The organism is Gemmobacter sp. LW-1 (genome assembly GCF_001303875.1).
Lineage (GTDB): Bacteria > Pseudomonadota > Alphaproteobacteria > Rhodobacterales > Rhodobacteraceae > Gemmobacter > Gemmobacter caeni.
Window position 1 is genome coordinate 21,267 of the sequence record NZ_LJSC01000008.1, and the last position, 11,589, is coordinate 32,855.

The window sequence follows — 11,589 nt, forward strand, 5'->3', positions numbered from 1 at the left end:
CGTGCCGCCATGGCCAAATTCCTGTTTCGACGCCTGTTCACGATGATCGCCACGGCTCTGTGCCTGACCTTCATTGTGTTCTACCTGACCAACCTGCCCCCAAACCTTGAGAAGATCGCCAAATCCGAGGCCGGATCGCGGATTTCCGATGCCGAGGTGGAAAGCTGGCTGCAAAAGAACGGCTATGCGCAGCCGCTTCTGGGCCGCTACGGTGAATGGCTGGGCGTGCTGCCCGGCTGGACCGCCACCGCCGCCGATGGCAAGGTCACTGGCCGCTGCATCGCCAGAGGGGCGGACCCGGCCGCCGCGCCACGGTTCTGCGGCGTGCTGCAAGGCAACTGGGGCTGGTCCAACGTCTTCAAGGAGCCGGTATCGCAGATCATCGCCACCCGCCTGTCGCTGACCGGCTGGCTGATGCTGTCGGTCATGGCGCTGATGGTGCCGGTCGCGCTGCTGATCGGGGTGCTGGCGGGGATGCGCGAGGGATCGAAGCTTGACCGCACGCTGTCCACCTTCTCCATCGCCACCACGGCGACGCCGGAATATGTGTCGGGCGTTCTGTTCATCACCATCTTCGCGTCTTCGATGACCGGGCTGAAATGGTTCAAAGGCTCGGCCACGTCGGCGATGGACGATATCACCTTTGAAAACTTCTTTCTGCCGGTGCTGACCATCGCGCTGTACGGCATCGGCTATATCGCCCGCATGACCCGCGCCAGCATGACCGAGGTGATGACCGCGCAATATATCCGTACTGCGCTGCTGAAGGGCGTGAGCTTCCGTCAGGTCGTGCTGCGCCACGCGCTGCGCAATGCACTGATCGCGCCCTTCACCGTCATCATGCTGCAATTCCCCTGGCTCCTGAACGGTGTCGTGATCGTGGAAACCCTGTTCAACTACAAGGGCTTCGGCTGGACGCTGGTGCAGGCTGCGGGCAACAACGACATCGACCTGCTGCTGGGCTGTTCCGTGGTCGCCGTCGCCGTCGTGCTGATCACCCAGCTTATTTCCGATGTCGGCTATGCCTGGCTCAACCCCCGCATCCGGCTGTCGTGAGGAGCTGATCTGATGGACGCACTCGGCTTCACCCAGATCCTCGTGACGATGATCGGCCGCTTCTGGCCGGTCTGGATCGCGCTGGCCCTGACCTTCGCCCTTTCGATCAGCTTCAAGCGGCGGCTTGGCCTTTACGGCCGCCTGTTCGACAGCCCCATCGGCATGACCGGCTTCGCGCTGGTGATGTTCTGGGTTTTCACCGCTCTGTTCGCCAATATCGTCGCCACCCATGATCCGCTGGCGCAAATTTCCGGCATGAAGAACGCCCTGCCCGGCAGCCCGCTGAAAAGCCCGGTCGAGGGCATCTATGCTCATTATCTGCTGGGCGGTGACAACCTCGCGCGCGATGTATTTTCACGCATGGTGGTCGGTGCGCGCTCGGTGCTGACCATCGCGCCCGCCGCCACCGCCTTCGCCTTCATGGCGGGGATCACGCTGGGCCTGCCTGCCGGATATTTCGGCGGGCGGCTCGATACCGGGCTCAGCTTCGTGGCGAACCTCGTGCTGGCCTTCCCGGTGATCCTGATGTTCTACCTGCTGGTCACCCCGGAAATCCGCGAGACCGGGCCGCTGCTGCTGGGTTGGCGCGCCTCGATCCCCAATGTGATGGCGGCAATCCTGTTCGCCTTCCCGATCCTGTTCCTCTGCATCCTGTGGAACGCGCGTTTCTTCACCACCCCCGCGCGGCGCAACCTCTATGTCGGCATCACGCTGGTGCTGGGTCTCTGGATCTATGCGGGCCTTGCCTTCCGGGCCGACCCGTTCGGTCTCTGGATCATGGAGCCGAACCTGCTGAACGTCTTCGTCTCGGTCGTGTTCGTGAACGCCCCCACCGTGTTCCGCATCGTGCGCGGCATCACCATGGACCTGAAATCCCGCGATTACGTCGCCGCAGCCCAGACCCGCGGCGAAGGCCCGTGGTATATCATGCTGTGGGAAGTGCTGCCCAATGCGCGCGGGCCGCTGATCGTCGATTTCTGCCTGCGGATCGGCTATACCACCATCCTGCTCGGCACACTGGGCTTTTTCGGCCTTGGCGTCAGCCCGGAAAGCCCGGACTGGGGGTCCACCATCAATGCGGGGCGCAAACTGCTGTCGATCTTCCCGGTCCCCGCACTGGTCCCCGCCGTCGCCCTGATGAGCCTCGTGCTGGGTCTGAACCTGCTGGCCGACGGCCTGCGCGAAGAAAGCCTGAAGGATTGATGCGATGACACGTTCAGACTGGACCCCGGATCAACCCATCCTTGAAATCGAGAACCTCTCGATCTCCTTCTTCACGCGGCTGCGCGAAATCCCGGCGGTGATGGATTTCTCCTGCACCGTCCTGCCGGGCGAGGCGATGGGGCTGGTCGGCGAAAGCGGTTGCGGCAAGTCGACCGTGGCGCTCGCCGTCATGCGGTATCTGGGCAAGAACGGTCGCATCACCGGCGGCTCGATCCGCTTCAAGGGCCGCGACCTGACGCAGATGTCGGATGACGAGCTGCGCCGCATCCGTGGCTCGGAAATAGCGATGATCTATCAGGAACCGATGGCCTCGCTGAACCCCGCCATGCGGATCGGCGCACAACTGGCCGAGGTGCCGATGATCCATCGCGGCATGGCAAAGGCCGAGGCCTGGGCGCTGGCCCGCCAGATCGTCGCCGATGTGCGCCTGCCCGACCCCGACCGCATCCTGCAAGCCTATCCGCATCAGCTGTCGGGCGGGCAGCAGCAGCGTATCGTCATCGCCATGGCGCTGATGTCGAAACCAGCGCTGCTGATCCTTGACGAGCCGACCACGGCGCTGGATGTGACGGTGGAGGCCGGGATTGTCGATCTGGTCAAGGAACTGGCCGAAAAATACGGCACTTCCATGCTGTTCATCAGCCACAACCTTGGTCTGGTGATGGAGGTCTGCGACCGCCTGACCGTGATGTATTCCGGCGAGGCCGTGGAAACCGGCAGCGTGGCCGAGGTCTTTGACCGCATGCGCCATCCCTATACGCAGGCGCTGTTCCGCTCGATCCCGCTGCCCGGCGCCGACAAGAACAGCCGTCCGCTGGTCGCCATCCCCGGCAACTTCCCCTTGCCGCATGAAAGACCGAAAGGCTGCAACTTCGGGCCGCGCTGCGATTACTTCGCGGAAGGCCGCTGCAATGCGGGCGACATCGCGATGGCCGAGGTTGGGCCCCGCCACGAAAGCCGGTGCCTGCGGGTGAACGAAATCGACTGGTCCGCGCCGCCGGTCGCCAAGGCAACGCAGGGCAAGGCCGAGATTGGCGAAGTGGTCTTGCGCATGGAAGACCTGCGCAAATATTACGAGGTCACCGGCGGTGGCGTCTTCGGTGGCGGCCCGGCCAAGGTGGTGAAGGCCAATGAAACGCTCAGCTTCGAGGCCCGCGCAGGCGAAACGCTGGCCATCGTGGGCGAATCCGGTTGCGGCAAATCCACCTTCGCCAAGGTGCTGATGGGGCTGGAAACCGCGACCAGCGGCAAGATCATGCTCTATGACCGCGACATCCAGAATACCCCCATCGAGAAACGCAACACCGATACCGTTTCAGGCGTGCAGATGGTGTTCCAGAACCCGTTCGACACGCTCAACCCCTCGATGACCGTCGGCCGCCAGATCATCCGCGCGCTGGAAATCTTTGGTCAGGGCGCGTCAGACGAAGACCGGCGCGAGCGCATGTTGCAGTTGCTGGATCTGGTGAAACTGCCGCGTGCCTTTGCCGACCGCATGCCGCGCCAGTTGTCGGGCGGGCAGAAACAGCGTGTCGGTATCGCCCGTGCCTTCGCGGGGGGCGCCAAGGTGGTGGTGGCGGATGAACCCGTCTCGGCGCTGGACGTATCGGTGCAGGCCGCCGTGACCGACCTTCTGATGGACATTCAGCGCGAGAATGGAACGACGCTGCTGTTCATCAGCCACGACCTGTCGATCGTGCGTTACCTGTCGGACCGGGTGATGGTGATGTATCTCGGCCATGTGGTCGAACTGGGCACCACCGATCAGGTGTTCCAGCCGCCCTACCACCCCTATACCGAGGCGCTGCTGTCGGCCGTGCCCATTGCCGACACCCATGTGCAGAAGAAACGCATCGTGCTGGAGGGGGATATTCCTTCGGCCATGAACCCGCCGCCGGGTTGCCCGTTCCAGACACGCTGCCGCTGGAAATCGCAGGTGCCGGGCGGGCTGTGCGAACGCGAGGTGCCGCCAGTCCGGCATCTGGCGGGCGGGCATCAGATCAAGTGCCACCTGTCGGACGAAGCCCTGACCACGATGGAGCCGGTCATCAAGATCGCCGCCGAATAGGCGGCGATCCGGGCCGGGTTAGTCTTTCTTCTTGTCCAGATGCTTGCGCAGGCGCGAGGGCGTGCCCCAGTTCTTTTTGTCACGGTAGGGGTTTTTGTCACCCTGACCGCGGAACGTCACCCGGATCGGCGTGCCCGGCATATCGAAATGGTCGCGCAGACCATTGACCAGATAACGGCGATAGCTTTCGGGCATCAGATCGGGATGTGAACACATCACCACGAAGCCCGGCGGCCGGGTCTTCACCTGCGTCATGTAGCGCAGCTTGATGCGCTTGCCACCCGGTGCCGGCGGCGGATGCGCCTCGGTCATGGCGCCCAGCCACGAGTTCAGCCGCGCGGTGGTGATCCGGCGGTTCCAGACGTCATGCGCCTTCAGGATCGCGGCATGCAGCCGGTCCAGCCCGCGGCCGGTCTTGGCCGAAACCGTCACCAGCGGCGCCCCCCGCAGCTGCGGCAGCAGGCGGTCGAACATCTCTTTCAGCTCAGCCAGCTTTTCCTGCTTTTCGCCTTCCAGATCCCATTTGTTCACCGCCACCACGACGGCGCGACCCTCGGTTTCCGCGAAATCGGCGATGCGCAGATCCTGTTGCTCGAACGGGATTTCCACATCCAGCAGCACCACCACAACCTCGGCAAAGCGCACGGCGCGCAGCCCGTCGGCCACAGACAGCTTTTCGACCTTGTCAACGACCTTGGCCTTCTTGCGCATGCCCGCCGTATCGAAGATGCGCGTGGGCGTGCCCATCCACTCGCTCCGCACGGAAATCGCATCGCGGGTGATCCCGGCCTCCGGCCCGGTGAGCAGGCGGTCCTCGCCGATGATCTTGTTGATCAGCGTCGATTTGCCCGCATTCGGGCGCCCGATGACCGCGATCTGAAGCGGGTGGCGCGCGGTCGGCTTGTGAGCGTCTTCATCTGCCTCAAGCTCTGCCTCGTCTTCCGATACATCGACATCGACGATGGGCGCATCCTGCGCGGCGCGTTCTTCGAACTCTTCGCTGACCGGACGCAGGATGTGATAAAGATCTTCCATCCCCTCGCCATGCTCGGCAGAAAGCCGCACCGGCTCGCCCAGGCCAAGGCTGAACGCCTCCAGCGCGCCCGCATCGCCCGCCTTGCCCTCGGCCTTGTTCACGCCAAGGATGACGCGGGCATTCTTGCGGCGCAGGATGTCGGCAAACACCTCGTCGGACGGTGTGACACCGACCCGCCCGTCTATGAGGAACAGGCAGACATCGGCCAGTTCCACCGCCCGTTCGGTGAGCCGCCGCATGCGGCCTTGCAGGCTGTCATCCGTCACCTCCTCCAGACCGGCTGTGTCAATCACGGTAAAGCGCAGGTCAAACAGCCGCGCATCGCCTTCGCGCAGGTCGCGGGTGACGCCGGGCTGGTCATCGACCAGCGCCAGCTTCTTGCCGACGAGACGGTTGAACAGGGTCGATTTGCCCACATTCGGGCGGCCGACAACGGCGAGCGTAAAGGTCATCCTGCCCTCCGGGGGCGTGTCACGGGCAAAGCCCGGTTGAAACCGAAGAGGGGCCGATACACCGGATCGGCGTCAACGGAAAGCGTGAAGTTGCCCGTTGCCCCCGACGACGAACAGCATTCCCCCCGCCAGCGCGGGCTGAGCCGCCGCCCCGCCGGGGATTGGTGCGGTGGCAACCAGTGTGCCGTCAGTGGGGGAAAACAGCCGCAGCAGCCCGTCGCCCGAGGCAACGGCGATGCGCCCGCCCGCCAGCACCGGCCCGTAATGCGCGGTGATGGCCTTTTGCTTGCGCGGGTTTTCCTTGTCGAAATAGGGCATCGGAACCGACCACAGGATATCCCCTGTCGCGGCGTCCAGACGCACCAGCTGCGCCTCGTCATTCACGAGGAACAGCGAACCGCCCGCCACGACCACCGGCCCCAGCGCGCCCTCGGGCGCCGTCCATTTGGTTTCGCCCGAAGCGGCATCCAGCGCATAGGTCCGCCCGGCGGCATTGCCGACATAGACGGTCTGGCCCGAAATCACCGGATCGCCGGTGATGTCGGTGACGATGCCATAGGCGCGGCCAAGACGCTGGCCGACCACGGCGGCGCCCCAGGTCTTGATCCCCGCATCCTTCAGCACCGCGATCATCTCGCCCGAGACAGTCGGCACCAGAACGGTGCGGTCGGCAATGGCCGGGCCTGCGGTGCCCGTCATGCCAGTCACCCCCGGCGTGCCCGGCACTTCCCAGCGCACCTTGCCGTCGGAAACCGCCACAGCCCAGGCGGCACTGTCGCGGCCCGCCACATAGACGGTATCGCCGTCCACAGCCGGGGCCCCCGCCACGGCGGCACCAAGGCGCTGGCGCCAGATCACACGGCCAGTGCCCGCATCAACCGAAATCAGCTCGCCATAGCTGGTGGCGATGAACACGCGGCCATTGCCATAGGCCAGACCGCCGCCCGAAATCTCGCTCGCGCGGTCGCCTTCGGGCGTCAGATCGGTGGTCCAGACCGGCGCCCCGCCCAGCGAGGTCGCCTGCAACCCCATGCGGGAATCCAGCGTATAGACCTTGCCGCCGCCAATCACCGGCGCGGCCGAGATGCGGTTGCGCCGGCTGTTGGCCTTGCCGATATTCGCCGACCACACCAGTTGCGGCGCGGCGCTCAGCGCGCCATGCGGCGCAAGGTGGCGGGCATTGCCCCCCCGGTGCGACCATTCCGCATTCGCCTGCGCGGCGGGCAACGCGATCGGCACCGATCTGTTGGCGATCTTGCCCGAGGTATCGACCGGATTGGGCCGCTCCGCCGTCGGAATGCTGGCCTCCAGATCGGCGCGGGTGCCAAAGCGCTCGCCCGGCAGGATCACCTCTTTCTCGCAGGCGGCAAGCAGCGCAACGAGGGCAAGGCCGGAGACGGCGGGTCTGATGAAGGTCACGGAGTCTCTCCCGTTGCAACGTCTTGGCTTGCGGGCGCAGGTCAGCCCTGCGCCGGATCGCCCCCGAGGGCCACAATCATCTGCGAGGCGCGGTTGCGCAAGCCCCCCGGCGCCTCCTGATCCTGCGTCAGCGCGCGCAGGGCGGTGATCGCCTCATCCTTGCGGCCTTCCTCGATCAGCAGATAGGCAAGCTGTTCCGCCGCCATGGTCCGGTAAGGACGGCCCGGCTGGGCCAGCGGTTCCAGCGCGGCGCGGCGATCTGCCAGCGGTGCCTCGGCGCCTTGCAGGATCACGCGGCGCAGCACGGCCAGATCGCGCCAGACCGGCGGCAGCGTTGCGTCCGCCTCGACCGCAGCCAGCGCCTGCAATGCACCCGCCCGGTCCTTGACCGGATCGGAGGACAGCAGCAGACCCTTCAGCGCCACCTGGTCGCCCTTTGCCTCGACGGCAGAAAGCGCGGCAATCCGCGCCTCGGGCGTATCAGCATCCAGCGCGCCCAGCAGCGCATCGCCAAAGGCGCGCGCCTGCGACTGCGCGCGGGCCTTCTGCCATTCGGTCCAGGCCGCACCGCCAACGATCAGCAAGACCAGCAGGACACCGATCCAGCCGTATTTGCGGAACATCGCGAACAGCTTGTCGCGGCGAACCTCTTCGGTCACCTCGTCAATGAAGCTTTCGGGGTTGCTCAATGGGTCTCTCCCGGAATTTTCCCTGTCTTACACGCAAGGAAGCGGATTTGCCAAGCCCCGCGCCGGGATCGGTGCCCGCGGGCAGACCACCCGCCCCCCGGTTTCCGGCCTGACCCCAAACCGTGCCGGTTTCGCCAATAATTGACCACAATCCCCGGCAATTGTCGGCCCAAGTGAAATTAGCCTGCCCAGCGGAGTGCGGCCATGGACGTGTATATGGCAATGTATGTCGGTCTCTTCATGCTCTTTCTGGGCTATGAAGCCGATTGGTTTGGCAGCTCCAGCGGCTCGGATGACGAGGCGCCGGAACCCGACCCGGATACCGAAAACCCGCTGTATATCGCTGATGATTACACCGACGAGGTTCAGGGCACCGCAGAGGATGACAATCTGAGCGCGGACGAGCAGGAATCGCTCGCCTGGTTCCTGAATGCGGGCAATGACACGCTCGATGCCTCGACGGGCAATGACTATGCCAATGCCGGTGCAGGCGACGATCATCTGATGATGCGTGAGGGCGATGACATTGCCATCGGCGGCGAGGGCAATGACACGATTGATGCCGGGATCGGACATGACATCGTGCTGGGCGGCCTGGGCAATGATTACATCCACGGCAACGGCGGACAGGATTCGCTGGCTGGTCAGGAAGGAGACGACACCGTTCTGGGCGGCACCGGCTCTGACGAGGTTTATGGCGGCGAAGGCAATGATTACCTGTCCGGCAAGGACTTCGACTCCAGCCAGAACGGCCATGCCACGATGATCGACGGCTTCGATTCGCTGTTCGGCGGCGCGGGCAACGATACGCTGCTGATGGGTGCGGGTGATCAGGGCACCGGCGGCGAGGGGGATGACCTGTTCCAGCTCGACAATCGCGAGGATGGCTTCGGACAGATTTCGCAGGTGCATGACTTCGGGTCGGGTGATCAGATCGAACTGCTCTATCGCCCCGAATACGACACTGACGGCAACGAGGTCGCCCCGAACATCTCGGTCACCGCCAATGACGAGGGAACTGCGGGCATCATCCGCTTCAACGATGTGGTGGTGGCCGAGGTGATCGGTGGCCAGCATCTGACCACCGACGATCTTGTCCTGAAACCGGAATCCGAAGACGCCTGAGCCTCAGGCGGCTTCGGCCTCGTCCTCGGCGGCCTGCCGCGCCCACATGGCAGCATAGCGGCCGCCCCGCGCCAGCAGCGCCTCATGCGTGCCTTCCTCGATCACACGGCCCGCTTCCAGCACGACGATACGGTCGCTGTCCGCGATGGTGGACAGCCGGTGTGCGATGGTGATGACCGTGCGCCCCTGCCCCATTTCATGCAGGCTTTGCTGGATGTCGCTTTCGGTCTGGGTATCCAGCGCCGAGGTCGCCTCGTCCAGCAGCAGGATCGGCGGGTTCTTCAGCAGGGTGCGGGCAATGCCCACGCGCTGTTTTTCCCCGCCCGACAGCTTCAGCCCGCGTTCCCCCACCGTGGTGTCATAGCCATCGGGCAGCGACAGGATGAAATCGTGGATCTTCGCGGCCCGGGCGGCAGCCTCCACCTCGGCCCGGCTGGCCTCGGGGCGGCCATAGGCGATGTTGTAATAGATCGTATCGTTGAACAGCACAGTATCCTGCGGCACCACACCAATGGCGGCGTGCAGGCTGTCCTGCGTGATGTCACGCAGGTCCTGCCCGTCAATCGTTACCCGCCCGCCAGTCACGTCGTAGAAGCGGAACAGCAGCCGCCCGATGGTGGATTTACCCGACCCCGACGGCCCGACCAGCGCGATGGTCTGCCCGGCCGGAATGTCGATATCGACGCCTTTCAGGATCGGCCGCTCGCTGTCATAGGCGAATTGAACGCCCTCAAACCTGACATGCCCGCCCGCGACCGCCAGCGGCGTCGCCTGCGGCGCATCCACGATCTCGGCCGGTTGCGCCAGCAGGCCGAACATCTGCCCCATATCGACCAGCGCCTGCCGGATCTCGCGGTAGACCGTGCCAAGGAAGTTCAGCGGCATGGTGATCTGGATCATGTAGGCGTTGACCATGACGAAATCGCCCACCGTCAGCAGCTTGGCCTGAACCCCCATCGCCGCCATCACCATCACCGCCACCAGCCCGGTGGTGATGATCAGCGACTGCCCGGCATTCAGGAAGCTGAGCGATTGCCCGGTCTTCACCGCGGCTGTTTCATACCCCTCCATCGCGCTGTCATAGCGCGCGGCCTCGCGCTTCGCGGCACCGAAATAGCGCACCGTTTCGAAGTTCAGAAGCGAGTCGATGGCCTTCTGATTGGCGTCATTGTCCTGATCATTCATCTTGCGACGGATCTGCACCCGCCATTCGGTGACCTTGAAAGTGAAAGCGACGTAAAGCGCCACGGTCACGATAACCACGGCCATATATTGCCAGCCAAAGGCGACCCAGAAGATCACCGCCACCATGCTCAGTTCCAGGATCAGCGGCCCGATGGAAAACAGCATGAAGCGTAGCAGGAAATCGACGCCCTTCACCCCGCGCTCGATGATCCGGCTCAGACCGCCGGTCTTGCGCGTGATGTGATAGCGCAGCGACAGCGCGTGGATATGGGTGAAGGTCTCCAGCGCCAGCTTGCGCAGCGCGCGCTGACCGACCTTGACGAATACCGCGTCGCGCAATTCGCCAAAGACCACCGCACCAAAGCGGGCAAGGCCATAGGCCACCGTCATCCCCACCGCCGTCAGCCCGACCAGCAGCGCGGGCGGCGGCGCGTCACCAGCCAGCGCATCCACCGCCGCCTTATAGAAGAACGGGGTCGAGACAGAGATGATCTTGGCGACAAACAGCATCACCATGGCGATGACCACGCGCTGTTTCACCCACGGCTCGTTGTCGGGCCAAAGGTAGGGCGCTACGCGGCGCAGGGTGGTCCAGCCCGAAGTCGAGGGCGTCTCGGCATCGCTGGAGGTCAGGGAATCGGAGGGTCGGCGCATCGTAAATCCTTGCCCGTGCGGCCTGCCCTGATGGTTGATCGGGCGGCCCTGACGGGCTATGCAGGGTGAATTCAACGTTTCACGAGTAGTTGAAGGATGGAGCGAAGTAAAGTCCTCTCGGCCCTGTCAGCGCTGGCGCATGAAAGCCGGCTGGACCTCGTGCGCCTTCTGGTGCCACGCGGCGACGAGGGCATGGCGGCGGGTGACATCGCACGCACGCTGGGGCTATCGGCCTCGCGCCTGTCCTTCCATCTGTCGGCGCTGGAACAGGCCGGGCTGATCCGCTCGCGCCGGGTGTCGCGCAATGTGATCTACAGCGCCGACCTGTCAGGGATCGGCGGGGCGATTTCCTATCTGCTGGCCGATTGCTGCATGGATCATCCGCAGGTTCTGGCCTGCTGCGGCGCCTCGGCCCGCCATGCGCTGCATCGCGTGGCCGAAGGGGACGCCGCGCCCCGGATCACTGATCCGGAATCAGGAACACCTGACCCGGATAGATGAGGTCCGGGTTGCGGATCTGATCCTTGTTGGCATCGAAGACCTTCACATACAGCACGCCGTCGCCAAAATTTTCGCGCGCGATGCGCCACAGCGTGAAGCCTGGCTGCACCGTTACGCTGACCGGCCGCAGCGGCTTGCCCGCCTCGTCCTGCGTCAGATCCAGGCGGCGCGTGCCCGGCA

10 protein-coding genes are annotated in these 11,589 nt (G+C 64.6%); 5 read left to right on the top strand and 5 right to left on the bottom strand.

What is annotated here, in order from left to right; genetic code table 11:
- The first annotated feature begins 9 nt into the window (after nucleotides 1–9).
- Genes AO684_RS01225 through AO684_RS01235 form a run of 3 tightly spaced genes read left to right on the top strand, consistent with a single transcriptional unit; the run spans nucleotide 10 to nucleotide 4,348 of the window.
- Nucleotides 10–1,056, top strand: a complete 1,047-nt coding sequence (locus tag AO684_RS01225) for an ABC transporter permease (protein WP_054300929.1) — start codon at nucleotides 10–12, stop codon at nucleotides 1,054–1,056.
- Between the two features lie 12 nt (nucleotides 1,057–1,068).
- A complete protein-coding gene (locus AO684_RS01230) occupies nucleotides 1,069–2,259 on the top strand; it encodes an ABC transporter permease (RefSeq protein WP_054300930.1) in 1,191 nt (396 codons plus the stop codon).
- A gap of 4 nt (nucleotides 2,260–2,263) precedes the next feature.
- On the top strand, nucleotides 2,264–4,348 hold the full coding sequence (locus AO684_RS01235) for an ABC transporter ATP-binding protein (RefSeq protein ID WP_054300931.1): 2,085 nt from the start codon (nucleotides 2,264–2,266) through the stop codon (nucleotides 4,346–4,348).
- Between the two features lie 18 nt (nucleotides 4,349–4,366).
- Here AO684_RS01235 and der read toward each other — a convergent pair whose 3' ends face one another.
- The 3 genes from der to AO684_RS01250 all read right to left on the bottom strand — a co-directional run bounded on the left by der (nucleotide 4,367) and on the right by AO684_RS01250 (nucleotide 7,944).
- A complete protein-coding gene (gene der, locus AO684_RS01240) occupies nucleotides 4,367–5,836 on the bottom strand; it encodes a ribosome biogenesis GTPase Der (RefSeq protein WP_054300932.1) in 1,470 nt (489 codons plus the stop codon).
- A 72-nt stretch (nucleotides 5,837–5,908) separates the two neighbouring features.
- On the bottom strand, nucleotides 5,909–7,255 hold the full coding sequence (locus tag AO684_RS01245; protein WP_082400629.1) for a PQQ-binding-like beta-propeller repeat protein: 1,347 nt from the start codon (nucleotides 7,253–7,255) through the stop codon (nucleotides 5,909–5,911).
- Between the two features lie 41 nt (nucleotides 7,256–7,296).
- Entirely contained in the window at nucleotides 7,297–7,944 is a 648-nt protein-coding gene (locus tag AO684_RS01250; RefSeq protein WP_054300933.1) for a hypothetical protein, read from the bottom strand.
- Between the two features lie 204 nt (nucleotides 7,945–8,148).
- On the opposite strand from AO684_RS01250, the gene AO684_RS01255 reads away from it, so the two are divergent.
- A complete protein-coding gene (locus AO684_RS01255) occupies nucleotides 8,149–9,069 on the top strand; it encodes a calcium-binding protein (protein WP_054300934.1) in 921 nt (306 codons plus the stop codon).
- A gap of 3 nt (nucleotides 9,070–9,072) precedes the next feature.
- Here the strand turns inward: AO684_RS01255 and AO684_RS01260 are convergent, their stop codons facing one another.
- Nucleotides 9,073–10,908: an ABC transporter ATP-binding protein/permease gene (locus tag AO684_RS01260; RefSeq protein ID WP_054300935.1), complete on the bottom strand. Its 1,836-nt coding sequence runs from the start codon at nucleotides 10,906–10,908 to the stop codon at nucleotides 9,073–9,075.
- Between the two features lie 96 nt (nucleotides 10,909–11,004).
- On the opposite strand from AO684_RS01260, the gene AO684_RS01265 reads away from it, so the two are divergent.
- The gene (locus AO684_RS01265) at nucleotides 11,005–11,409 is read left to right on the top strand and encodes a helix-turn-helix transcriptional regulator (protein WP_082400630.1); all 405 of its coding nucleotides are present in this window, start codon (nucleotides 11,005–11,007) and stop codon (nucleotides 11,407–11,409) included.
- On the opposite strand, the gene AO684_RS01270 is transcribed toward AO684_RS01265, so the two are convergent.
- Nucleotides 11,369–11,589: LysM peptidoglycan-binding domain-containing protein (locus tag AO684_RS01270; protein WP_054300936.1), on the bottom strand; the 221-nt coding region annotated here is incomplete at its 5' end. The two genes, AO684_RS01265 and AO684_RS01270, sit on opposite strands and share 41 nt — an antisense overlap.